At 68.4% G+C, this 24,022-nt stretch carries 20 protein-coding genes and 2 pseudogenes; 7 read left to right on the top strand and 15 right to left on the bottom strand.

What is annotated here, in order from left to right; genetic code table 11:
* Window positions 1-78: 78 nt before the first annotated feature.
* The 5 genes from AC1DGI_RS12885 to AC1DGI_RS12865 form a co-directional block, all read right to left on the bottom strand.
* Window positions 79-1,506 (bottom strand): sulfate adenylyltransferase subunit 1, encoded by a 1,428-nt coding sequence (locus tag AC1DGI_RS12885; RefSeq protein WP_476899122.1) that lies wholly within the window; start codon window positions 1,504-1,506, stop codon window positions 79-81.
* Window positions 1,506-2,576, bottom strand: a complete 1,071-nt coding sequence (gene cysD, locus AC1DGI_RS12880; protein WP_476899121.1) for a sulfate adenylyltransferase subunit CysD — start codon at window positions 2,574-2,576, stop codon at window positions 1,506-1,508. Before cysD ends, AC1DGI_RS12885 begins: the two co-directional genes overlap by 1 nt.
* Window positions 2,573-3,283, bottom strand: a complete 711-nt coding sequence (locus AC1DGI_RS12875) for a phosphoadenylyl-sulfate reductase (RefSeq protein WP_476899120.1) — start codon at window positions 3,281-3,283, stop codon at window positions 2,573-2,575. Before AC1DGI_RS12875 ends, cysD begins: the two co-directional genes overlap by 4 nt.
* A complete protein-coding gene (locus tag AC1DGI_RS12870; protein WP_476899119.1) occupies window positions 3,280-5,025 on the bottom strand; it encodes a nitrite/sulfite reductase in 1,746 nt (581 codons plus the stop codon). The genes AC1DGI_RS12875 and AC1DGI_RS12870 overlap by 4 nt, the downstream gene beginning before the upstream one ends.
* A 73-nt stretch (window positions 5,026-5,098) precedes the next feature.
* The gene (locus AC1DGI_RS12865; RefSeq protein WP_476899118.1) at window positions 5,099-5,836 is read right to left on the bottom strand and encodes a sirohydrochlorin chelatase; all 738 of its coding nucleotides are present in this window, start codon (window positions 5,834-5,836) and stop codon (window positions 5,099-5,101) included.
* Between the two features lie 60 nt (window positions 5,837-5,896).
* Between AC1DGI_RS12865 and AC1DGI_RS12860 the strand changes: the two genes are divergently transcribed.
* Together AC1DGI_RS12860 and AC1DGI_RS12855 are read left to right on the top strand one after the other, a co-directional pair.
* Entirely contained in the window at window positions 5,897-6,568 is a 672-nt protein-coding gene (locus AC1DGI_RS12860; RefSeq protein WP_441400542.1) for a trimeric intracellular cation channel family protein, read from the top strand.
* Window positions 6,569-6,582: 14 nt separating this feature from the next.
* On the top strand, window positions 6,583-7,011 hold the full coding sequence (locus AC1DGI_RS12855; protein WP_476899117.1) for a hypothetical protein: 429 nt from the start codon (window positions 6,583-6,585) through the stop codon (window positions 7,009-7,011).
* 243 nt (window positions 7,012-7,254) lie between these two features.
* Here the strand turns inward: AC1DGI_RS12855 and AC1DGI_RS12850 are convergent, their stop codons facing one another.
* The 5 genes and pseudogenes from AC1DGI_RS12850 to AC1DGI_RS12830 all read right to left on the bottom strand — a co-directional run bounded on the left by AC1DGI_RS12850 (window position 7,255) and on the right by AC1DGI_RS12830 (window position 11,977).
* Window positions 7,255-7,563 (bottom strand): endonuclease domain-containing protein, encoded by a 309-nt coding sequence (locus AC1DGI_RS12850; protein WP_476899139.1) that lies wholly within the window; start codon window positions 7,561-7,563, stop codon window positions 7,255-7,257.
* A gap of 441 nt (window positions 7,564-8,004) precedes the next feature.
* Window positions 8,005-8,091: pseudogene (locus AC1DGI_RS12845) on the bottom strand (hypothetical protein); the annotation flags it as partial.
* A 647-nt stretch (window positions 8,092-8,738) separates the two neighbouring features.
* Window positions 8,739-9,839: a polyprenyl synthetase family protein gene (locus AC1DGI_RS12840; protein WP_476899116.1), complete on the bottom strand. Its 1,101-nt coding sequence runs from the start codon at window positions 9,837-9,839 to the stop codon at window positions 8,739-8,741.
* Entirely contained in the window at window positions 9,836-11,173 is a 1,338-nt protein-coding gene (locus AC1DGI_RS12835) for a geranylgeranyl reductase family protein (RefSeq protein ID WP_476899115.1), read from the bottom strand. Before AC1DGI_RS12835 ends, AC1DGI_RS12840 begins: the two co-directional genes overlap by 4 nt.
* A gap of 12 nt (window positions 11,174-11,185) precedes the next feature.
* Window positions 11,186-11,977, bottom strand: coding sequence for a demethylmenaquinone methyltransferase (locus AC1DGI_RS12830; RefSeq protein ID WP_476899114.1), 792 nt, complete (start codon window positions 11,975-11,977; stop codon window positions 11,186-11,188).
* Window positions 11,978-12,064: 87 nt separating this feature from the next.
* Here AC1DGI_RS12830 and AC1DGI_RS12825 point away from each other — a divergent pair, with 87 nt between their 5' ends.
* The 4 genes from AC1DGI_RS12825 (at window position 12,065) to AC1DGI_RS12810 (ending at window position 16,410) form a co-directional block, all read left to right on the top strand.
* Window positions 12,065-13,474 carry an isochorismate synthase gene (locus AC1DGI_RS12825; RefSeq protein WP_476899113.1) on the top strand — a complete coding sequence of 470 codons (1,410 nt, stop codon included), beginning with the start codon at window positions 12,065-12,067 and terminating at the stop codon, window positions 13,472-13,474.
* 208 nt (window positions 13,475-13,682) lie between these two features.
* Entirely contained in the window at window positions 13,683-14,642 is a 960-nt protein-coding gene (locus AC1DGI_RS12820) for an ABC transporter substrate-binding protein (RefSeq protein WP_476899112.1), read from the top strand.
* A gap of 35 nt (window positions 14,643-14,677) precedes the next feature.
* Window positions 14,678-15,637 carry an amino acid ABC transporter permease gene (locus tag AC1DGI_RS12815; protein WP_441402015.1) on the top strand — a complete coding sequence of 320 codons (960 nt, stop codon included), beginning with the start codon at window positions 14,678-14,680 and terminating at the stop codon, window positions 15,635-15,637.
* The gene (locus AC1DGI_RS12810; RefSeq protein ID WP_441402016.1) at window positions 15,634-16,410 is read left to right on the top strand and encodes an amino acid ABC transporter ATP-binding protein; all 777 of its coding nucleotides are present in this window, start codon (window positions 15,634-15,636) and stop codon (window positions 16,408-16,410) included. The genes AC1DGI_RS12815 and AC1DGI_RS12810 overlap by 4 nt, the downstream gene beginning before the upstream one ends.
* An 89-nt stretch (window positions 16,411-16,499) precedes the next feature.
* Here AC1DGI_RS12810 and menD read toward each other — a convergent pair whose 3' ends face one another.
* The 4 genes and pseudogenes from menD to AC1DGI_RS12790 all read right to left on the bottom strand — a co-directional run bounded on the left by menD (window position 16,500) and on the right by AC1DGI_RS12790 (window position 21,474).
* A complete protein-coding gene (gene menD, locus AC1DGI_RS12805; protein WP_476899111.1) occupies window positions 16,500-18,284 on the bottom strand; it encodes a 2-succinyl-5-enolpyruvyl-6-hydroxy-3-cyclohexene-1-carboxylic-acid synthase in 1,785 nt (594 codons plus the stop codon).
* On the bottom strand, window positions 18,281-20,041 hold the full coding sequence (gene argS, locus AC1DGI_RS12800) for an arginine--tRNA ligase (protein ID WP_441403450.1): 1,761 nt from the start codon (window positions 20,039-20,041) through the stop codon (window positions 18,281-18,283). The genes menD and argS overlap by 4 nt, the downstream gene beginning before the upstream one ends.
* Window positions 20,042-20,235: 194 nt before the next feature.
* Window positions 20,236-20,424: pseudogene (locus AC1DGI_RS12795) on the bottom strand (hypothetical protein); the annotation flags it as partial.
* Between the two features lie 3 nt (window positions 20,425-20,427).
* Complete coding sequence (locus AC1DGI_RS12790) at window positions 20,428-21,474, bottom strand: o-succinylbenzoate synthase (RefSeq protein WP_441400562.1); 1,047 nt, start codon at window positions 21,472-21,474, stop codon at window positions 20,428-20,430.
* Window positions 21,475-21,821: 347 nt separating this feature from the next.
* Between AC1DGI_RS12790 and AC1DGI_RS12785 the strand changes: the two genes are divergently transcribed.
* Complete coding sequence (locus AC1DGI_RS12785; protein WP_476899110.1) at window positions 21,822-22,766, top strand: phosphatase PAP2 family protein; 945 nt, start codon at window positions 21,822-21,824, stop codon at window positions 22,764-22,766.
* A gap of 30 nt (window positions 22,767-22,796) precedes the next feature.
* Here AC1DGI_RS12785 and AC1DGI_RS12780 read toward each other — a convergent pair whose 3' ends face one another.
* Complete coding sequence (locus AC1DGI_RS12780; protein ID WP_476899109.1) at window positions 22,797-24,011, bottom strand: MFS transporter; 1,215 nt, start codon at window positions 24,009-24,011, stop codon at window positions 22,797-22,799.
* Window positions 24,012-24,022 lie beyond the last annotated feature (11 nt).

Here is a 24,022-nt window from a genome sequence, read left to right as displayed (position 1 = left end):
TGCAGCGGCTCTACTCAGCAGAGTATCGAAGGGCGCCGGTTTGAGCTATTGCAAGGCCAAAAAGGTTACCGGATTGACTCAAATCGAGTAGCGCTCGTCCTCGTGATCGCCCGGGTGGTCCCTGACGAGCCCGGCGGCCAGTGTGTTGCCGTCCTGCGGGTCGATGACCAGGAACGCTCCGGTCCGCCGGTGGTGCGGGTAATTCTCCAGCGGCAACGGCGCTGCGAGCCGGAGCTGCGCATGCCCGATGTCGTTGAGCTCCAGCGTGGACGCGGGTCCCAGCTGAAAACTGGCCAAGTCCAGCTTGCCGGTCACATTCCGGACCAAGCCCTGGACCGTGCGGGTGCCGTGTTTGACCAGCAGCTTCGAACCCTCGCGGAGCGGCTTGGGCGAGAGCCAGCACAGCGCGGCGTAAACGTCCGCGGTGGATTCCGGGAACGTTCCGGCCGCCGCGATCGTGTCCCCGCGTGCGACGTCGAACTCGTCCGCGAGGCGCAGAGCGACGGATTGGGGTGCCGCAGCCTCGGTGAGCTCGCGGCCGGCGAAGTCGATCCCGGTGATGGTGGTGCTGCGCGGATCCTGGCCCGGGGTCAGGATGCTGACCTGATCCCCCACCTTGACCGAGCCTTCGGTGATCTGCCCGGCGTAGGCCCGGTAGTCGCGGTACGTCTCCGGATCGAGGCCGCCGGCGACGGCGTCCGGAGCCAGCGCTCCCTGCGGCCGGATCACGAGCTGGACGGGGAAACGGAAGCTCTCCAGGTGGCTTTCGAGTTCGTCGGCAGCCGGCAGCGTCTCGAGGACTTCCAGCAGCGCCGGGCCGTCGTACCAGGGGGTACGGTCCGAGCGGTCCACGACGTTGTCGCCGTCGAGCGCGGACACCGGGATGACGAAGAGATCAGCGACGTCGACAGTATTTGATTCCTGGCGGCCGAGCCCAAGCTCGCGGCCCACTTTCTGGACGTCCGCCTCGATCTCACGGAACACGTCCTCGCTGAAGTCGACCAGGTCGATCTTGTTCACGGCCACGATCACGTGCGCCACGCGCAGCAGCTGCAGCACGGAAAGGTGCCGGCGGGTCTGCTCCAGCACGCCCTTGCGGGCGTCGATGAGCACGACGACGGCGTCCGCGGTGGACGCGCCGGTCACGGTGTTCTTGGTGTACTGGACGTGCCCGGGGCAGTCCGCAAGGATGAAGCTGCGCCGGTCAGTGGCGAAGTAGCGGTAGGCGACGTCGATGGTGATGCCCTGCTCCCGCTCCGCGCGCAGGCCATCCGTCAGCAGGGCAAGGTCGATCGCGCCAGCCGAACCGCCGAAGCCGCGGTCGGCGGAGGTGCGGGCGACGGCGTCGAGCTGGTCGGCGAGGATCGCCTTCGAGTCGTGCAGGAGCCGGCCCACGAGGGTGGACTTGCCGTCGTCGACCGAACCCGCGGTGGCGAAGCGGAACAGACTGGCGGGCAGCGCAGCGGACGCCAGGTCCGGGCTGGTGAGGAAAGTGTCTGTGCTCATTAGAAGTAGCCGTCCTTCTTGCGGTCTTCCATGGCGGCCTCGGAGATGCGGTCATCGGCCCGGGTGGCGCCACGTTCGGTGATGGTGGAGGCGGCGACTTCGATCACCACGTCGCGCACGGTGGCGGCGCCGGATTCGACGGCACCGGTGCAGGACATATCGCCGACGGTCCGGTAGCGGACGGTCTTGGTGATGACTTCCTCGTCGTCGCGCGGCTGGGACACGTCGCCCACGGCGCGCCACATGCCGTCTCGGGAGAAGACTTCGCGCTCGTGCGCGTAGTACAGGCCCGGCAGCTCGATGTTCTCGCGCTCAATGTAACGCCAGACGTCCAGCTCGGTCCAGTTGCTGATCGGGAACGCCCGGACGTGCTGGCCCACGGTGTGCCGGCCGTTGTAGAGGTTCCACAGTTCGGGGCGCTGGTTGCGCGGGTCCCACTGGCCGAATTCGTCGCGCAGGCTCAGGATGCGCTCCTTGGCCCGGGCTTTGTCCTCGTCCCGCCGGCCGCCGCCGAAGACGGCATCGAACTTGTTGCGCTGGATCGCGTCCAGCAACGGGACGGTCTGCAGCGGGTTGCGGGTGCCGTCGGCACGCTCTGCCAGCTCGCCCGAATCGAGGAACTCCTGGACCGACCCGACGACGAGTTTCAGTCCCAGCCGTTCCACGGTCCGGTCGCGGAACTCGAGGACCTCGGGGAAGTTGTGTCCGGTGTCCACGTGCAACACCGGGAACGGCACCTTCCCCGGCCAGAAGGCCTTGGTAGCCAGGTGCAGCATCACCACGGAATCCTTGCCGCCGGAAAACAGCAGCGCAGGCTTCTCAAACTCGGCAACAACCTCGCGGATGATATGGATAGCTTCGGACTCGAGCGTGTCCAGGCTGGAGAGGCGGGTCGGGGCTGCGACACCGATTGCCGCCCCCGCCCCTGCGCCGCGCGGCTGATCTTCGATCAGCCCAGCGCGCGGCTCCGACAGGCCCGATGCCACTCCCGGGGCGGCAATCGGCGTCCCAGCTGCATCGTGGTCCAGCCCGGACAGCTCCAGGTCCTCGTTGATGATCTTGATGCTCATACGTGTAGTCCGCATTCTGTCTTGTCGGTTCCTGCCCAGCGTCCGGCGCGGGGATCTTCGCCGGGCGCGACCTTGCGGGTGCAGGGCTGGCAGCCGATGGAGGGGTAGCCCTGTGAAAGCAGCGGGTTGACGGGCAGGAGGTTGTCCTCGGAATACTGCACCAGCTGGTCAAAGGTCCAGGCCGCGACCGGGTTGACCTTGACCAGGCCGTTCGCGTCGTCCCAGGTGACCAGCGGGGTGTTGGTGCGGGTGGGGGCTTCGTCGCGGCGGACTCCGGTGAACCAGAGTTCGTAGCCGGCCAGGGTCCGGCGCAGGGGCGCCACCTTGCGCAGCGCGCAGCACTGCGCGGGGTCGCGGGCGAAGAGGTCCTTGCCCAGGAGCCGGTCCTGCTGCTCCACGGTGGCCTCCGGCAGCACGTCGACGACGTTGACGCGCAGGTTCGCGGCGACCTCGTCGCGGGTGGCGTGGGTTTCCGGGAAGTGGTAGCCGGTTTCCAGGAAGAGGACGTCGACGCCGGGGAGCTGGTCCGCGACGAGTGCCGGGAGAACGGCGTCTGCCATGGAGCACGCGACGGCGACGGCGGGCACCTCGAAGTTGCGCGCCGCCCAGGCGATCACCTCTCCGGCCGGGGTGTCCCAGCCGAGCTCGGCGGCCCCGGCGTCGGCGAGCGCCTTGAGCTGGTCGTGGGTGCGGAGTGCAACGGTCACTGGAGATCACCTTCCTCCGCGGCGAACGCCCACTCGGCGAAGGTCTGGCCTTCGGAGCGGTCCGCGACGAACTTCCGAATTACGCGTTCCACGTAGTCGGGCAGGTCGTCGGCTGTGACCTTGAGTCCGCGGACGGTGCGGCCCAGGCCCGCCTCCTCGCGGCTCTCGGACGCCAGGCCGCCGCCGAGGTGGACCTGGAAACCCGGGGTGGGGTCGCCGTCGGGCGTGGGAAGCATCATGCCTTTGAGGCCGATGTCCGCGGTCTGGATCCGGGCGCAGGAGTTGGGGCAGCCGTTGATGTGCAGCGAGAGGGCCTGCGGCAGCTGCTGGCCCTCGGCAAGGTCGGCAAGGCGGCGTTCCAGTTCGGCGATGGCCGTGGCGGCCGTGACCTTGGTCTCGACGATGGCGAGTTTGCAATATTCGATTCCGGTGCAGGCGATGGTGCCGCGGCGGAACACGGAGGGCCGGGCGGAGAGGCCCAGCGCGTCGAGGTCGGCCACGAGGGGATCCACCTGCTCCTTCGGCACGTCGAGGACCACGAGCTTCTGGTGCGGGGTGGTCCGCAGCCGCTTCGAGCCGCGGGCCTCCAGAGTGTCCGCGAGCCGGACCAGCTGACCGCCGGAAAGCCGGCCGGCCACCGGAGTGGCCCCGATGAAGAACTTTCCGTCCTTCTGTTCGTGCACGCCGATGTGGTCGCCCGGGGTGGAGGGCTTGGGCGCTGCGGGGCCGTCGAAGAGTTTGTAGCCGAGGTATTCGTCCTCGAGGACCTGCCGGAACTTCACCGGGCCCCAGTCGGCCAGTAGGAACTTCAGCCGGGCCTTGGTGCGCATCCGACGGTAGCCGTAGTCGCGGAAGATGCTGGTGACGCCGAGCCAGACGTCGGCGGCCTGGTCCGGGCGAACGAAGGCGCCGAGCCGCTTGCCCAGCATGGGGTTGGTGGAGAGCGCACCGCCGACCCAGAGGTCGTAGCCGGGTCCGAGTTCGGGGTGGACCAGGCCCACCAGGGCGACGTCGTTGATCTCGTGGACGACGTCCTGGCTGGGGTGGCCGGTGATGGCCGTCTTGAACTTGCGCGGCAGGTTGGCGAGCTCCGGGTCGCCGATGAAGCGCTCGGCGAGCTCGTTGATCAGCGGAGTCGGGTCGATGATCTCGTCCTTGGCGATGCCGGCCACCGGGGAGCCGAGGATGACGCGGGGGACGTCGCCGCAAGCTTCGGTGGTGGACAGGCCCACTGCTTCGAGCCGGCGCCAGATCTCCGGCACGTCCTCGACCCGGATCCAGTGCAGCTGAATGTTTTGCCGGTCTGTGAGGTCGGCGGAGCCCCGGGCGAAGTCCACTGAGATCTGACCGATGACGCGCAGCTGTTCGGTGCTGAGGGCGCCGCCATCGATCCGGACGCGGAGCATGAAGTACTTGTCTTCGAGTTCGTGGGGCTCAAGGGTCGCGGTCTTGCCGCCGTCGATCCCGGGCTTGCGCTGGGTGTAGAGACCCCACCAGCGGAAGCGGCCGTGCAGGTCGGTGCCGTCGATCGAGTCGAAGCCGTGCTTGGAATAGACCGTCTCGATGCGTTCCCGGACGTTGAGGCCGTTGTCTTCCTGTTTCCAGGTTTCGTTGGCGTTCAGCGGCGCGGTGCCGTCCACCTTCCACTGCCCGTGTGGCTTGGCCGCGGGACGGGCGGGTCGTTTGGCGCGGCCTGCGGCAGCCTGGTCCGGGTACGCGCCGGCTAGAACTGTATCAGTCATGGATCGACTGTAGGGTGCCCGCAATGGCGTCACCAAGGGTCAGAAACGTGGGGTCACCTAGGGCAACATTTCGTCATGAAGTGCCGGCGGCGACTGCAGCGTCGTACCGCGCCAGCGCAATTTCGGCGAGCACCGGGGAGGGCAGCAGCGGCGCCGTGACCAGGTCCGCGCCCGCCTTGGCAAGCTGGTCGTGGAAGAAGCCGGGGGCCAGAAGGTAGGAGGCGATCACCACGCGGCCGCCCAGGTCCACGGCCCCGGCCGACCGTCCCGCGCCCGCGCCCCCAGCCGCCTCCGCGCGAAGCATGGCAACCGCTTCGGGCACCGACGGCTTCGCCGAGGCGCCGTAGGCGGCGACGATCCGGTTGGAACGGAGCGCGCGCAGCTGGCCCGCGAGTTCCTCGACGTTCTCCGCGGCGGTTGCGTCGGAGGAACCCGCCGCGGCGAGGATCACGGCGTCGTTGTCGGTCACGCCGGCTTTACGCAGCCGCTGGTCCAGCAGCGCCGCGAGCCGCGGATCGGGGCCCAGCGGTGCCGCGGCGAGGGTGCCCGGCCGGCCGTTCACGGCCCGGGCGATGTCCACCTTGACGTGGTACCCCACGCTCAGCAGCAGCGGCACGACGACGGCGGATTCCCCGGCCTGGAGCCCTGCCACGACGGCCGTCAGGTCCGGGTCCTGGACGTCGACGTAGGCCTCCCGGACGTCGAGGTCGGGACGCAGGGCGGCGAGTCCGGCACGCAGTGCGTTGACCTCCGCCGCCCCTTGGGAGCTGGATGTCCCGTGGGCGCAGGCGATCAGGATAGGGCTATTCATAGCTGTTAGCGTAGCGTTGGACCCGCCCCATCCGCCCTCCAGAAATCGACCGGGAAACCCATGACCTTCTCATTCAGCGCCGTGCTGGTCTGGCTGGACTTGTCTGGCGTCTTTTTCTTCGCGGTCTCCGGTTCGCTGCTCGCGGCGCGGAAGCAATTCGACGTCGTCGGTTCGCTGCTGCTCGCGGCGATGGTCGGCCTGGGCGGTGGCATCATGCGCGACATCATCATCAACGCCGGTCCGCCCGCGGCGTTTACCGACCCCGCCTATCTGGTCCCACCGCTGCTGGCCGCCGTCCTGGTGTTCTTCCTGTTCTCCAGCGTCCAGCGCTTCACCTCGTTGCTTTTCCTGTTCGACGCCGGGGGCCTTGCCCTCTTCTGCATCACGGGAAGCCTGAAGGCGCTCGCGGCGGGCATGAACGCGGCGGCCGCGATCCTGCTCGGCGCCGGCACTGCGGTGGGTGGCGGACTGCTGCGGGACATCACCGCCAACGAGATCCCACAACTTTTCGACCCCAAAGATCTCTATGCCGTGCCGGCCTTTGCCGGGGCCGCGGTGACGGTTGTGCTGTCCGTCACCGGCTCCTTCAACGCAGTAACGGGGGGCGCGGTGGCGGCTGCGGTTTTCGCGTTCCGGGTCACGTCCCGGCGGCGTCACTGGCATGTGCCGCTCGCGGTCCGCGGCTGGCACCGCCGGAGTGCGGACGCGGCCGAAAGCGGACCTCAGGATTAGCTAGGATGTGAACCATGACTGACATGTTCCTCGAGAAGTTCCGCGCGCTAGTTCCGAAGTATCTCGAAGACGAATGGCAGGAAGAAGACGGTCTGCCGGCGGACGAGTTGGATGCCGCCCTCGCCGAGCACCAATTCGAGATCCCGCTGGTGCTGCGGGAGTTTTACCTGGCTCTCGGCGGCTGCGAGGACCTCATGGAGGCCTACCACTACTTCTGGGATCCCGAGGAGCTCGAAGTCGACGACGAAGGCTTCCTGATGTTCCTTGAGGACGAGGAAGAGCAGCTCACTTGGGGCTTCCGCGTGGGCGACCTCAGCGTCCCGGACCCGATCGTGTACCGCCGCAACAACGCCAGGGCCCAGTGGAAGAGCGAGGAAGGCACCTTCTCCGAGTTCGTCTTCGACATGTTCGAGTGGGCCTTCAACGACGAGGACGAGGACTAGCAGCCTCTTCCGGGGCGACCCGCCGCGGCCGTGTTCCGGCTACCGGCTACCCGCCGCGGCCGTGCGCCGCGGAAGCTCCCCACCTTCGGCGGCGCGGGCCGGCGTGTCTGCGGGCCGGCGGTACCACGACACGTACCAGACCACACCTCGGAGGAATGGGGGCACTTTGACACAGACACGCCGCCATCCGGGACGGAGACTGGCGGCCCGACACTCATAGCCGCCCCCGACGGCGGTCTCCCCTTACAGTCGGAGGTCACCGCGACGCCACATCGCCAGCACGGCCTTCACCTCAGCCACCATCCGCTCCGGGTGATGGACGACGTCGTCGTAGCCGTACCGAAGCACCAGGTAGCCGCCAACCATGGCCGCGTTGTTGCGACGACGGTCCTTCTTCACCTGCTGCGGCTCCAGATGTGTGGCACCGTCGGTCTCCACCACGATGCAGTCCTCCACCAGGAAGTCCACTTCCCCAACGCCTGCGATCTCGACATGCCTGCGTAGCTGCAATCCGGCCCTGAGGAAGGCCACATTCGCAAGGACCTCGAGCACCGAATCCGCCCGCGGAACTAGTAGGTCAAGGATTCCTCTGGCCCGGCCGTTTCGGTTGCCGGCGAGCGCGCTTCGGAGGAAGTCCGCGCTGATCTCTCCCCTACCAACGGCGCACTGCAGCATCGCGATCGCCTCAAGTTCTGGCAGACAACGCGCGGCGTGGATCAGGACGTCGGCAAGTCCGGCGACAGGCAGGAATGGATGGCGGGGATGCCTGCAGCATCCGTGTGCCACCGAACCGGGCGGCGTCGGACGATGCCCGACCCACAAATGGAGGCGTTGTGCTGGCGCCAAAGTCCACAAGCCGTAGCTCGGGGCGGCCGAGAGGCAGGTCAGGAGTCCGCCTGCCTCCCGCGCTGCCCGATAAGGGCTGGAATCGTCCGGCAGCACGTAAAGCCCTCGGCGGATCCTCGCCAAGCTGCCCACGGCCACGGCCGCAGCTATTCGGTGGCGGCTAATTCCGGCACGGCCAAGTTCAACGGAAGTGGCAGTTCCACCCCGACTCGCCAGGAAATTGAGAACGGTCATTCCGCCACTATGCCTTGTCGTCGATCCACGCCACCCACGCCCTCCCCGCCATGTGGACAACGCCGTCCCGGGACCCTATGGCACGGACACGCCGCGGCGAAGCCTGTGGAGCACCCCGACGCAGCTCAAAACGCCCCTATACCGCGCGAACAACCCACGGCGGACACATGAATCCAACCCGGCTCTTCACTCCCGCGCCGGCCAAACAACGCCGTCCGGGGCACTATGGCTCAGACACGCCGCGGCGAAGCCTGTGGAGCACCCCGACACAGCTCAAAACGCCCCTATACCGCGCAAACAACCCACGGCGGACACATGAATCCAGCCCGGCTCTTCACTCCCGCGCCGAGCGCCAGACCGACCCGGCCGGTGCCGGTCTAAGCTGGGGAAACTCCGCCAGGGACAAGCCCCGCGCCGCCGTGACATCCAATTTACAAAATTGCTAGACAACATGACACAACTGTCATAGTCTTGTTACGGGTTCACTAAATGCCTCCGGTGAATCTGATGCGAACGGAGAAATGGCCCCGGTTCCGCACAACGGATGACTCGTTGCGTTGTGAGGAACCGGGGCCATTCCGTTTAACTTCAGACGGTAAGGACCGGTGCCGGCTACCGCGGACGGCGCCGAAGAGCCGACGGATACCCTAGCTGCTGCGGTCCACCACGGCGCGCGCGAAGCTGGTCAGCGAATCCTTGACGACGCCCTCGGGCAGCGGGGCGAGGGCTGCAATGGCTTCGTCGGCCCAGGCCCGCGCCACCGTCCAGGACTCTGCGGTGACAGGGTGTTCACGCAGCCCGGCGACGGCAGCGGCGAGGGCCTCATCCGAGCTGAGGTCGCCGTCGATCAGCTGCAGCAGCCCGACGGCGGACTCGTCGCCGTCGGCCGCGGCCTTGCGCAGCAACAGCACCGGCAGGGTAGGGACTCCCTCACGCAGGTCGGTGCCGGGCGACTTGCCGGACTTCACCTTGACGCCGGTGACGTCGATGACGTCGTCGGCGAGCTGGAAGGCGACGCCGACCTTCTCGCCGTACTCGACCAGCAGCGCCTCGTAGGCCGGGTCGGCGTTGGAGAAGATCGCGCCGAGCTGGCCGGATGCCGCCACGAGCGAGCCGGTCTTGTCCGCGATCACGGAGAGGTAGTGCTCCACCGGATCCTCGTCCGGACGGGGCCCCACCGTCTCGTGCAGCTGGCCCAGGCAGAGCCGCTCGAAGGTGCGCGCCTGGATGCCCAGGGCGCGGGCCCCTAGCTCGGAGACCAGGATCGAGGCTCGGGCGAAGATCAGGTCACCGGTCAAAACGGCCACCGAGTTGCCCCAGACCTCGTGCGCGGTGGGGGCGCCGCGGCGGAACGGCGCGGAGTCCATCACATCATCGTGGTACAGCGTGGCCAGGTGGGTCAGTTCGACGACGACGGCGGCCTGCACCACCGCCGGCAGCGAGGCGTCGCCGAGGTGGGCGCAGAGCAGGGCCAGCAGCGGCCGGATGCGCTTGCCGCCGGCTTCGACGAGGTGCCGCGACGTTGCGTCGGCCAGCGGATCGGAGTTGGCGATGGCCTCGCGCAGCTTCTTCTCCACGCGCGCCAGGTTGGTGGTGATTGCCGGGCCGAGATCGGGGTCCCCGGCGATGGCTGCGAATCCGGCCGGCAGCTGGAGGCCGGTAGCGATCGCGGTGGTGTTGAGGCTGGGTTCAGCGCTCGGCAGGCCGTGTCCGGCGTGCGTCCAGCTTTGGTCTGCAGAGTTGGTCACGGGTTAACCCTAACTTGTTGCGGAGTCCGCGGAATTGAGGCTGAAACGGGCCGGGTATTCGAGGTGGCAGGGACCAGGGCTTCCAGGACTCGGATCATCCGGTCCTCGATCCCCCTGGCCGAAGGATCGGTCAGGTTGGCCAGCAGCCGGACGACGAACTTCATCAGCACCGGAAGGGGCATCCCGGTCCGGAGCGCCAGTTTCATCACGGCGGGCCTGCCGATCACGGCGGCAAAGGCGCGCCCCAGGGTGAAGTGGGAGCCCCACTGCCCCCGGACAAAGTCCGCGTAGCCGGCCAAATGCGCGTCGGCGTCGGCCCCGGTCCAGCCGGCCGAGGCAGAGCGCGCCGCCGTGTCGATGATGAACTCGGCCGCGAAGCGGGCGGACTCCATGGCGTAGGAGATGCCCTCGCCGTTGAACGGGGACACCATGCCGCCGGCGTCGCCGAGCAGCAACAGCCCCGGCGAATAGTGCGGGGTCCGGTTGAAGCCCATGGGCAGCGCCGCGCCGCGGATGTCGCCGACTTGGTTCGCCGGGGTGAAGCCCCACTCGGCGGGCATCGCGGCGGTCCATTCGCGCAGGACCTGCTTGTAGTCCAGCTTGCCGAATTCCTTAGAGGAGTTCAGGATGCCGAGGCCCACGTTGGAGGTGCCGTCGCCGACGCCGAAGACCCAGCCGTAGCCGGGCAGCAGCTTGCCGTCCCGGCCGGGGAGCTCCAGCCAGCCTTCCATCCAGTCGTCATCGTGCCGCGGGCTGGTGAAGTAGGTGCGCACGGCCACGCCCAGTGGACGGTCATCGCGCTTCTGGATCCCGAGCGAGACGGCGGTGCGGCTGGAGTTGCCGTCGGCGGCGAGGACGACGTCGGCGGCAAAGTCGCGCGTCTCCCCCGTCTTGCGGCCGGACCCGTCCAGGAGCGCTGCGCGGACACCGGTCACGCGGCCGTCTTCGGACCGCAGGGCTTCAGTGACGCTGTGGCGTTCAAGCACGACGGCGCCCGCCGACTGGGCGTGCCGGGCCAGTTCCTCGTCGAACCCCAGGCGGGTCCGGATCAGCCCGTATTGCGGGAAGTCGGAGACCTCGGGCCAGGGAAGTTCGACCGTGCGGCCGCCGGCGATGAGCCGCAGGCCCTTGTTCCGCCGCCAGCCGTCGGCTTCGGGGTGCGGCAGCCCGAGTTTTTGGATCTCGCGGACCGCGCGCGGAGTGAGCCCGTCGCCGCAGACCTTCTCCCGCGGAAAACTCGTCTTTTCCAGCACAGTGACATCAAGGCCGGCCTGGGCAAGGTAAAACGCGGCGGTGGATCCGGCCGGCCCCGCCCCGACGATCAGTACTTTCACGGCAGCTGTCAGCTAGCGCTCGGGCCGGGTGATGTTGCGGCGCAGCTTGGCCACGGGACCGGTGTGGTTCGCCAGTGCTGCAGCGCCCGCGGTGTGGCCGGCGGCCGGGGCAGCGGGTTTCTGGGCGCGGTGGACCGCGACGATGCCGCCGCTGAGGTTGCGGTAGCTGACGGACTCCCAGCCGGCTTCCTGCAGCCAGGCGGCGAGGTGGTCCTGGTCGGGCCAGGCGCGGATGGATTCGGCGAGGTAGACATAGGCGTCCGGGTTGGAGGAGACCTTGACGGCGATCGCGGGCAGCGCACGCATCAGGTACTCGGTGTACATGGTGCGCCAGAGCGGCACCACGGGCTGGGAGAACTCCGCGATGACCAGCCGGCCGCCGGGTTTGGTGACCCGGAGCATCTCGGCAAGCGCCTTCTTGGGCTCGTTGACGTTGCGCAGGCCGAAGGAGATGGTGCTGGCATCGAAGGTATTGTCCGCGAAGGGCAGCCGGGTGGCGTCCCCAGCGACGAAGTCGATGTCCGGGCGCCGGCGCTTGCCTACCTTGAGCATGCCGAGGGAGAAGTCGCAGGCAATCACGTCGATCCCGGCGTCGGCATACGGCTCGCTGGAGGTGCCGGTTCCCGCGGCGAGGTCGAGCACGCGCTGGCCGGCCTTTACATCCATGGCTTCGACGACAATCCGGCGCCAGCGGCGCGTCTGTCCCATGGACAGGACGTCGTTGACGACGTCGTATTTCGGGGCGACGTCGTCAAACATCGTGGCCACTTCGTCCGGACGCTTATCCAAGGATGCTCGGTTCACCCCGTTATTGTCTCAAATCTTCGACGCACCCCCTAACCGCGGGCGCGTCCGGGGCGCGGCGGACGTCGGGAGTAGTGTTGTCTCATCATGACGAGCACGTTCCCTACCAGAATTATCAGGACCCTGACAGTCCCCCTCGATGCAGATTCGTTCCCCGGGGGGCTGCCGTCGTTTCTGGTCCGCGACGACGTACTCTGCTGGACCCGCCGCGAGGCCGGCCTCGTCGGCTTCGGCGAGGTGGCCCGGTTCACCGCCACAGGTCCCGAGCGGTTCCTTGAGGCGGACATCTGGTGGCGGCACCTGGTCCTGGAAGCGGACGTCACGGACGCCGTCGGCTGCCCGGGCACCGGCCCCGTGGCTTTCGGCTCCTTCGCCTTCTCCAAGGTCTCCGCACACTCCTCCCGGCTGATCGTCCCCGAAATCGTCGTCGGGCTGCGTGACGGAACCGCCTGGCTGACCCAGCTCACGTTCGACGACGGCGAGCTCACCGAGGCCGGCGCCCGCGCCGCCCTTCGGCGCTGGCTGGGCGCGCCCGAGACCGTGCAGGGCCTCCCGGCGTCGGACGCCCCTTGGGACGCCGCGGCCGCGGTCCCGGCGGCGCAGGCCGCTGCCACCGGAACGATGTCCTCCGATCAGCCGGCCGGTGCGCGGGAAGCCAAACTAAGCACCGGCTCGCTCAGCGAGGCGGACTGGATGGCCGCCGTCGCCGAGGGCGTCGCCGAAATCCGGACCGGAGCGCTGGAGAAGCTGGTGCTGGCGAGGGACATCGTCGCCACCGTGCCGGATGGCGTGAACGCCGCCGAGATCCTGCGCCAGCTGGCGGTGCGGTACCGCGAATGCTGGACCTATGGCGTCGACGGGCTGGTGGGCTCCACCCCCGAGATGCTGATCCAGGTGGAAGGCCGGACCGCGCAGGCACGCGTCCTGGCCGGCACCCTGGACCGCCGCGATGCCGAGGGCATGGCCGGCTCGCCGATGGAATTTGCCGAGCGCGTACTCGCCGGGTCCGAGAAGCAACGGCACGAACACGACATCGCGATCCAGTCGCTCACGACGCAGCTGGCGCCGTTCTCCGAGGCGATGAACGCGCACAGCGAGCCCTTCATCCTGGAGCTGCCGAACGTCTGGCACCTGGCGTCGGATGTCAAGGCCGAGCTGGCCGAGGTGGAAGGCCATGTGCCCACCTGCCTGGCCCTGATCAATGCGCTGCACCCCACCGCTGCGGTGTGCGGAACGCCCACCAGCGTGGCTGGTGCGCTGATCCGCAAACTGGAGCACCTGGACCGCGGCCCGTATGCCGGACCGGTCGGCTGGCTCGACGCCGCTGGCAACGGCGAATGGGGCATCGCACTCCGCGGCGCCGTCATCGAAGGGCCGGACACCGTCCGGCTTTACGCCGGCTGCGGGGTCGTGGAGGGTTCCGTGCCCGAGGCCGAGCTGGCGGAAACCTGGGCGAAGTTCCGGCCGATGCTGGAATCCCTCGGCATCAGCAGCTGACCTTGGCGGGGTGTCGGGTCCCCGGCCGCGGACCGCGCGGGCCGGGGAATCCGTAATCCCAGACAACTCGCGGCGGGGCCACTTGAAATCCGCCTGCCTATAGTTATCCAATAGTGAAACTAAGTTTTCTGTGACGTACATCTCTTGTTCGGCGATATACTATGCGCGACTTAGTTTTCGCATGCCCCTGCAAAAAAAGGTAAGAAAAATGCAGATCTCCCGTTCGTTCTTGGGCAACTCCAAGTTCAAGGCCGCTGCCGTGCTCGCGGTCGGCGCCCTGGCCCTCACTGGCTGCACCAACGCCTCCGAGTCGGGCACCGGCGGCGCGGCTGCTCCGTCCGGCAGCGCCAACGCCAGCGCCAGCTTTGACCCGACCACGGTCCAGAAAGACGATTCGCTTGCGGCCATGGTGCCGGCAGCGATCAAGTCCAAGGGGATCCTGACCGTGGGCGCGGACACCAGCTACGCCCCGGCGGAATTCCTCGGCACCGACGGCCAGACCCCGGTGGGCTACGACGTCGACATCGCCAAGGCGATCGGCGCGACCCTGGGACTCAAGGTCCAGGTGCAGACGGCCGAATTCACCGGCATTCTTCCGGCGCTGGGCCCGAAGTACGACCTGGGCATCTCATCCTTCACCATTAACAAGGAACGCCTCGGTGCGGTAAACATGGTCAGCTACTTCAACGCCGGCACCGCCTGGGCCGTGCAGAAGGGCAACCCGAAGAAGTTCTCCCTCGACGACGTCTGCGGCAAGTCGATCGGCGTTCAGACCGGCACCGTCCAGGAAGACCCGGATCTCTCCGACCGCAATAAGAAGTGCACGGCCGAAGGCAAGAAGCCCATCGACATTGTTACGCTCAAGAACCAGACGGACGTGACCACCCGGCTGGTCAACGGCAGCATCGATGCCATGGCGGCGGACTCCCCCATCATCGGCTACGCGCTGACCCAGACCAACGGGCAGCTTGAGAAGCTCGGCGACGTCTACGATGCCGCCCCGCAGGGCATCGCCGTCGCCAAATCGGACACCGCCCTCGCCGACGTCATCCAGAAGACCATGACGAAGCTGATCGAAAACGGCTCCTACAAGAAGATCCTGCAGGGCTGGGGTAACGCTGAAGGTGCCATCACCAAGTCCGAGGTCAACCCGACGGCCGGCTCTTGAGTCTTCCCGCCACCGACCACTCAGCAGGTGAAGCGATGAAAAGCCAGCAGGATAGCGCCGCGCCGGTACTGAACAAACCAGTACCGGTCCGGCACCCCGGTCGCTGGCTCAGCGCGGTGATCATCCTCGGCTTGCTCGCGGTGTTCCTGCAGTCGCTCGTAACCAACAGCAACTTCCGTTGGGACATTGTCGGCACCTACATCCTGGACGTCAAGGTCGTTCAGGGCGTTGGCTGGACTCTGCTGCTGACCGTGGCTTCGATGGTCCTGGCCATTGTCCTGGCGATCCTGCTGGCCTTCATGCGGCAATCCGACAACCCTGTGTTCCGCTGGTCCAGCTGGGCCTGGGTCTGGTTCTTCCGCGGCACCCCGGTATACACGCAGCTGGTGTTCTGGGGTTTGATCTCGGTGCTCTACCCGAAGATCAGCGCCGGTGTCCCGTTCGGACCGGAGCTGTTCAGCGTGGATACCAGCACGATTGTCACCACCACGATAGCGGCCATCCTCGGCCTGGGGCTTAATGAATCCGCTTACCTTGCCGAGATCTTCCGTGCCGGCCTCAAGTCCGTGGACCGCGGCCAGATGGAAGCGGCCGAAGCGCTGGGCATGGGCAAGACCAAGATCATGTGGAGGATCATTCTGCCGCAGGCCATGCGCGTCATTGTCCCGCCTACCGGCAATGAAACCATCGGGATGCTGAAGACCACCTCGCTGGTGTTGGCGGTGCCGTTCACCCTGGACCTCACCTTCGCCACGAATACCCTGGCCAACCGGACCTACCTGCCGGTTCCCCTGCTCATCGTGGCGGCCATCTGGTATCTGCTCATCACCAGCATCTTGATGGTCGGCCAGCACTACATCGAGGCGTACTACGGCAAGGGCGTGGACAACCTGGCGCCCGCGGCGGTGGCTCCGGGCGCCGCCAAGGCTGCCGGTGGCGGCGCAGACGTCCAGCGCTCAATGAAGACGGACTTCCCCGAGGAGAGTGCGCGATGACGATCACCGCAGAAAAGCCGCTGGTCAAGATCGAGGGCCTTCACAAGTTCTACGGCCAGCACCATGTCCTGCGCGGCATCGACATGACCGTCAATCAGGGCGAAGTTTCGGTGGTGATCGGGCCGTCGGGTTCCGGAAAGTCCACCATGCTGCGCTGCGTGAACCTGCTCGAAACGATCAGCGCCGGGCGGATCTCCGTCGGCGGCCAACTGATCGGCTACCGCGAGGTCAAGGGCCGGCTGCACGATCTGAAGACCAAGGAAATCGCCGCCCAGCGCCGCGAGATCGGCATGGTCTTCCAGCGCTTCAACCTGTTCCCGCACAAGACGGCGCTGCAGAACGTCATGGAAGCGCCGGTCCAGGTCAAGGGCCAGTCGCGCGACGCCGCCCGGAAGCGCGCGCTGGAACTGCTGGACCGGGTGGGCCTGGCGGACCGGGCCGGCCACTACCCCTCGCAGCTCTCCGGCGGACAGCAGCAACGCGTGGCCATCGCCCGTGCCCTCGCCATGGACCCGGAACTGATGCTCTTTGATGAGCCCACGTCCGCGCTGGACCCGGAACTCGTGGGCGACGTCCTGAACGTGATGAAGGACCTCGCCAAGTCCGGCATGACCATGATCGTGGTGACCCACGAGATTGGCTTCGCCCGGGAGGTCGGCGACCGGCTGACCTTCATGGACGGCGGCGTCGTCGTGGAATCCGGGGACCCGCGGGAGGTGCTCGCGAACCCGCAGCACGCCCGCACCAAGGAATTCCTGAGCCGGGTGCTGTAGGCCGGCTCACACAGTACCTGTCGACCCGCTAATGCCCTGTCGCTGCCGGAATATCCGCAGCGGCAGGGCATTTGCGCCTCAACGGTGCGTCAGTCCGTGACGGGGACCCCGGTCACGGCCGCGGCCACCGCGGCCCGGATCCGCCCGTGCAACTCCCGGAGTCCATGCCGGTCCGTCCGGACCTCGATGATGCTGCGGCCCTCGACCGGTTCGGCCAGTGCCGCGGCAAGCTCCGCCGTCGTGCTCACTGCCCGGTGCGCGACGCCGTAGGCGGCGGCGAGGGCGGCGATGTCCACGGTGTGGGGGGTGCCGAACAGTCGCTCGACGGCGGTGCCGTAACGGCCGGACCGCTCGACGGCGCCGTGCTCCAGGAGCCCGAAGATGGCCCCGCCGGCGTCGTTGAGGACCACGATCCGCAGTGCCGGCACGGCCTCCCCGGCGCCCAGCAGGAGGCCGCCCGCGTCGTGCAGGAAGGTCACGTCGCCCAGCAGCACGGTGGTTTCCTGCCTGCCGCCGAGGGCGATGCCGGTGGCAGTGGCGATGGTGCCGTCGATCCCGGCGAGCCCCCGGTTGGCGAAGACAGTGGCCCGCGGTTCCTGGGCCGGGGTACCCGCGAGGTCGACGTCGCGGATTCCGTTGGAGGAGCCCAGCACGAGCTGTCCGCGGGTATGGGCCCACACCAGGGCCCCAACTTCGGGGCCGGAAATTGCGGGGTCCGACGCGGGACCGGATCCCGCAGGGGCGGGCGTCACCCCCGCGGATCCAGAAAGCACCAGGTCAACGGCATGCTGGGCGGCGGCGCCGGCCAGCAGCCACGCATCGAGCCACGCCGGCGCACCCCGGCCGGCGAAATCGGCAAGGTCGGCCAGGGTCTCGAGCGGCAGTTCGGTCCGGCGGCCGGGCTGGTACCACGCCACCGGAACGGGCTGATAGAGGGCGGACGGGACGTCTGCGCGGGCGAGTAGTTCGGACACCGGGCGGGAGAGGGTCGGCCGGCCGAAGAGCACGACGCGTTCGATCGGCTGGCGCGATTCCGGGCCGAAGTGTTCCACCAGGAGCCGGTAGGGGCCCACCGCGTTCGGGCCGAAGCGGGCGTTGGAGGATGGCTCGGCGAGCAGCGGCAGTCCGTGGGCGCGGGCGAACGCCTCGGCGACGGGGCCGGCGTCGTGCCCGGCCAAAACCACGGTGCGCCGCTCGGGCAGGGCCCGGGAGGCCGCCGGGAAGTCCAGCGCCAGCGGAGGCCGCGGGGCATGGTGGACCCGGTGCCCGGACGCTTCGCCCAGGCCGTCACCGGCGGCCGGGACGAGCGGGTCACGGAAGGCGAGATTCAGCTGCACGGGCCCCGGCGGAATGTCCTCCAAGGCGCCGGTGGCGGCGCTGAGCGCAGTCTCGACGGCCCGGAGCGGGTTTTGGCCGGCGGGCACGTCGGCGGCGAAGCGGACGTGCTCGCCGAACAGGTCCGGCTGCACGGTGGTCTGGTTGGCTCCGGTGCCGCGGAGTTCCTCCGGCCGGTCCGCTGAGAGGACCACCAGGGGGACGGCGGCGTGGTTGGCCTCCATCACGGCCGGCAGCAGGTTCCCGACCGCGGTTCCCGACGTGGTGAGCACGGCTGCCGGGGCCCCTGTGGCCAGGGCGAGGCCCAGCGCAGTGAAGCCGGCGTCGCGTTCGTCGATGCGGACCAGGAGCTCCACCCGGCCGGCGGCGTCGGCTTCGGCAAGCGCGTAGGCCATCGGCGCCGAACGGGAGCCCGGGGCCACCACGACGTAGCGCACTCCGGCGCCGATCAGGGCCGCCACGGCCACCCGCGCGGCCTCGACCGCGCCCAGCCCGTCGCCGCCCGCAGCGGGAACGGCTTCCCCGCCGTCGGGGCTCACATGTTCTCCGGCGTCTCGATGCCCAGCAGGTCCAGGCCGCCGGAGAGCCGCCGCAGGACGAGTCCGCAGAGTGCCAGCCGCGAATCCCGGACCGTGTCTTCGGCCTTGAGGACGGGGCACTGCTCGTAGAAGGCGGTGAAGAGCTGCGCGAGTTCGAACAGGTACGCGCAGAGCCGGTGCGGTTCGAGCAGCTCGCCGACTTTCTGCAGGGTGGCGCCGTATTCGAGCAGGTGCAGCGCCAGCGCGCGTTCGGCGGGTTCGACGACGGCGATGGTCGCCGCGGGTGCCGCCCCGGCGGCGGCGCCGAGGTGCCGGTCCAGTTCCCCGGCTTTGCGCAGGATGGAACGGATCCGGGCGGCCGCGTACTGGACGTACGGTCCGGTGTTGCCGGTCAAGGCGAGCATCCGGTCGAAGTCGAAGACGTATTCCGTGTCGTGCCCGGTGGAGAGGTCCGCGTACTTGACCGCGCCGATGCCGACCTGCCGGGCCGCGACGGCCCGCTCGGCGTCACTGAGCTCGGGCCGGCTGGCGTCGATGACTGCCCGGGCCCGGTCCACGGCCTCCTGCAGCAGCGCCATCAGCTTGACCGGATTGCCGGCGCGTGACTTGAGGATCTTGCCGTCGTCGCCGAGCACGTTGCCGATCTGGACGTGGGTCGCCTCCACGGTGTCCGGCAACCAGCCGGCGTCGCGGGCCGTGGCCATCACCATCCGCAGGTGCACATTCTGCGGCGCGCCCACCACGTAGAGCACGCGGTCTGCTTCGAGTTCGCGGACCCGGTAACGGATCGTGGCGAGGTCGGTGGTCCCGTAGCCGTAGCCGCCGTCGGACTTCCGGATGATGAGCGGCAGCGGGTCGCCGTCCCGCCCGGTGAAGCCGGCCGGGAAGGTGCAGAGCGCGCCTTCGCTGATCCGGGCGATGCCGCGCTCCTGGAGTTCCTGGCACAGCTGTGCCAGGTGAGCGTCGTAGGAGCTCTCGCCGGCGATGTGGTCGTCGGTGAGGCTGATCCCGAGCATCTTGTAGATCGCGTTGAAATAGCGCTTCGACTGCGCCACGAGCCGCTCCCAGACGGCGAACGTCTCCGGATCCCCCGCCTGCAGCGCCACGACGCGCAGCCGGGCCCGGGTGGCGAACCCGTCCGTCTCGGCCGCGGAAGCATCGAACTTCGCCCGAGCGGCCTGGTAAAAGGCGCTAGGGTCATCGATCAGCAGGGCGGCCTCGGGCGATTCCTCCCCCACCTCGAGCCAGTGTTCGATCAGCATGCCGAACGGGGTGCCCCAGTCGCCGATGTGGTTCTGCCGGATGACGGTGTGGCCCAGCGCCTCGAGCACCCGCACGATGCTGTCCCCCACCACGGTGGTGCGCAGGTGACCGACGTGCATTTCCTTGGCGACGTTCGGGGAGGAGTAGTCGACGACAACGCGGTGCAGCGGCGCGGACTGCGCACCGCCGGCGGGTTCGGGCGCGTTGAGCAGTTCCTGGATCCAGCTGCCGTCGAAGGTGAGGTTGATGAAGCCCGGCCCGGAGACCTCCACGAGGCTGCAGACGCCGTCGAGGTCCAGGGCTTCGACGATCCGGGCCGCCGCGTCGCGCGGCGGCAGGCCGACGTTCCTGGCCAGCGCCATGGCGGCGTTGACCTGGATGTCGGCGAACTGCGAAGGCCTGATGACCGGATCAGTGTCGCGGAACTCCTCGCCGAACGCGTGGGCAATAGCTGCCTGGACTCTGGGGACAACTAATTCGGCCGGATTATTCACACTGTTCAAATTATCAGTTCCGCCCCGCCGCAGACGCTCCCGCACATCCGGCAGCCCACCAGCAGACGCTCCCGCACATCCGGCAGTCCGTGCCGAAACGCTCCCTCACGTCCGGCGGACAACCCGCCAAACGTGAGGGAGCGTCGGACCGGAAGGCGCCAAACGTGAGGGAGCGTCGGGAAATGCCAGGAGTCGCCTCGGAAGACCCGGACCACGGACGGCCGGGGCAGGCGTGCCTGGCCCGGTTTGGCCGCCGCACCCGCGCCGACGTAATCCGGGAAGGCCGAGTGTTGGGCTTCGAACGAGCCTTCCTCGCCCGGGTGCTGCACAGCGACGAACACGGTCCGTTCCTCGTCGTGGATGATCGGCGCACTTCGGCGCGCAAGTCACAGGGCTGCGCTTGTCCCTGTGGCTGATGCGAGCACGGCGTAGGTGCGCCGTAGCCGGTCCAGCCACCAGTCAGTGCGTTCCGGCGGCGCGGCGTACCCCTCCAATAGCTCCGGGTCGGCCGCCACATCGCGGAGCCGGATGGCGCCGTCGTCGGGAACGAGGGGGTCCCGGGTGATGTCGGCGGCTAGCAGTGACACGGTCCCGAGCCCGCAGGCGTACGGCAGCTCGGGCAGGGCTGCGGCGAGGGCCAGCCCGGCGCGGATGCCCACCGAGGTGTCAAGCGCGGAGCTGACGACGGCGGGCAGCCCGGCCTGCGCCACGATCCGGAGGGCACGTCGCACGCCGCCCAGGGGCGCGACCTTGACCACAATCAGGTCCGCGGCACCGGCCCGCGCCACCTTGAGCGGGTCCTCTTCCTTGCGTACGCTCTCGTCCGCGGCGATCAGCACCGGGACCCCCGCGGACCGGAGCCGACGCCGAACCTCGGCCAGGCCAGCGATCTCCGGAACCGGTTGTTCGGCGTACTCCAGCCCGACGGCTGCCAGCCGGGTGAGTGCCTCGACGGCCTCCGGGATGTCCCAGCCGCCGTTGGCGTCGACCCTGATCGCAGCGTCCGGGAGCGCTGCCCGGACGGCGGCCACCCGGGCAGCGTCGTCGGCAAGCGTCTGGCCCGGCTCGGCGACCTTGACTTTTACGGCATCCACCCGGCCGAAGCGGGCCAAAATGTCCGGCACCCGCGCTGCCTCGACGGCGGGAACGGTGGCATTGACCGGGATGCTGGTCCGACGGGCCTCCGGAAAGCCCTGCCAGCCGGCTTCGACGGCCGCGGCCAGCCAGCGTGCGGCCTCGGCGTCGCCATACTCGAGAAAAGGGCAGAACTCGCCCCAGCCGAGCGGGCCGGGGAGCAGTAGGGCTTCGCGCTGCGTGATGCCGCGGAACTTCACGCGCATCGGCAGGCTGACCACCCGGGCGACGTCGAGGAGTTCTTCCACGCCGCCGGGGTTCAGGCCGGAGGATGGCGTGGTCTCGGCAGGGCTGGGCATGTGTGTACTCTACCGGGGAAGCGCGCACAGGGGTTGTGACCGCAACACCGTCCCGGAGCCCTGGGCGGGCCGGCATCGACTGGGGGTGAGATCCCGGTTTGGGACACTCGTCTGCATCGGCCCGCCCAAGTTACGCCCGGGGACTAGCCGCTCGGGTTCTGGAAGTCTATGGATACGGCACCGAACCGCACACGAGTAGTCGCTACTCGTCCTGGGGCGGGCTCTACGTGATTCACTTGCTGCCGAGCCAGGGCCGTCAGGCCCGGCCGGACTGGCCGGCCCCGGCGTCGGCACAGGGTTCTGTGGGACCCTAGATAACGATGAATTTTGGGCAAGAAGATAACAGCGTGCAGACGGGAGCCCGGCCCCGTGCTGTCCGTTTCTGGAACCGTGCCGGAGCGCATCCGACCCCGGAGCCGGCCGGCGCAGGACCGGCCGTCGGATTCTTTTTCCTGCTGGGCACCCTCGCGTGCGCAGCCGCTCTTGCCGCCACGTATTACTTCTTCGTGCGCACCGCCACCGGGCAGTTCATTGACGAATCCGCGCTGGTCGAGGCCGTGGACATCCATGGGGCCGCCGGAAAGGCGAGTACCCAACTCCTGGACTGGCTGCCAACGCTCTCGGTGGTAGTCGCATCGGTGGTGCTCCTTTTCGTGACGGTGAGGCGCCGCAGGTGGGCCGCCGCCGGCATCGCCGTCACGGCCGCCGCGGGGGCCAACATCGCCACGCAGCTTCTGAAGGACCTGGTTCCGGTCCGGCCTTTCCGCGGGATCGAGACCCTGGAGCTCAACTCCCTCCCGTCCGGCCACACGACCATGGCGGCTTCGGCAGCGGCCGTGGTGTTCCTCATGGTCTCGCCGCGCTGGCGGCCGTTAGCCGGTTTCCTGGGCGGCAGCTTCGCCGTCGCCACCGGAGTGTCCACGCTCATCAATCAGTGGCACCGGCCTGCCGACGTGGTGGCAGCGTTTCTGGTGGTAGGAGGGTTTACCCTGCCGGCAGGCTGGTTGATCATGCGCACGGGTCGACTGTGGAATGTCTGGGACGGCTACAACGGCCACTGGGCCTCCGCCCGGCTGTGGCTCGTCCTCCCGGTACTGGGAGGGCTCGCCTCAGCCGCGGTATCCGCCTATTCGCTGCTGAAGATCGCGCCGGGGCCGGGCCAGGAAGCCAGTACCACGAACTATTTTTGGGCCGGAACGTCGCTGATCGTCATCGCCGGCTACCTCGCCACCGTCGCCGCTGTGTGGTTGTTTGGGCAGGCCGCACGACCCCGGCAGACCGCCAGCTTCTGACCTCGCCCCTCAGGTCCCAGCGGGGAGCTGTCAGTAGTTGCGGCGGTGCCTGAGCCGGGGAATGGTGATCGCAAAGACGGCAGCAGCGGCGAACCCGAGCACGCCGGTGGCGCCTACCCCGGCCCCTAGTGAAACCGCGGCCGTAACGCCGGACAGGAGCACCGGGCCGCCGGTGGCGCCGGCGTCGGCCATGAACCTCCAGATCCCGAGAAACTGGCCGCGTCCGTTGTCCGGCGAGAAGTCGGCGCCGAGGGTCATGTTCAGCCCGGAGCTGATGCCGTTGCCGAAGCCGATCAGCAGCCCGGCCAGCATGAGGCCGACGAACCCGGTGCTGAGCGGGATCAGCAGCATCGCCGTGCCCATGATCAGCGTGGATGGCACCGCCACCCACTGGCGGCCCTTGCGGTCCATCAGCTTCCCGGCCGGGTAGAAGACCAGCATGTCGATTGCCCCGGAAATGCCGTAAATGAGCGACGCGTGGGTGGCGTCCAGGCCCAGGTGATCGGCCCAGAGCGGGATCACCACCTGTCTGGAGGCGCGCAGTGCACTGAGCAGCAGGACGCCGAGTCCGACGCTGAGAAACACGCCCGCGTGCGAGGCCGCGACGCTCCGCAGCGTGGGCTGACTGGCAGCGGTGCCGTCGGCCGGGCCGGGCGCCGCAACGAGATCAGGGATGGTCACGGACAGGCCCGCGGCTGCCGCCATTGCCACCACGCCGGTCCAGTAGGCGGCGGTGATACCGCCGAACTGCATCACCGCGGCGCCTATGAACGGGCCGATAAAGATGCCGATCCGGTTGACGCCGCCCAAGGTGGACAGCGCCCGGGCCCGGAGGGTGACGGGGACGGCCTCGGTCAAGTACTTCTGCCGGGCGAGGCTGAATACGCTGGCGGCCATGCCGACAACCACCATGGATGCGGCCAGAAGCCAGATTCCGTTTTGTGCCAGCGGAGCCAGTGCGGCTGCAACCAGGGCGGCGGCGCTCGCGGCGGCCGCACCGACGATCGCCCAGCGCTCGCCGAATTTAAGGGTGATGACCGACGCCGGCAGGTTGAAGAACCATGAACCGAGCCCGATCAGTGTCACGATCAGGGCCGCAACGGGCACTGACGCGCCGAGCTCGCGGGCGGAGAGCGCCACGACCGGCAGGATCGCGCCTTCTCCGATGCTGAACAACAGTGCCGGACCGAAGGCAGGGACGGCGATGCTGCGGAGGCTGAAGGCTGCGGGGCGCGTGGTGGTCATCCCCTTCATCC

The organism is Arthrobacter sp. 05N428_2, from assembly GCF_056397065.1.
This window is presented reverse-complemented; position numbering and strand designations above follow the sequence as displayed.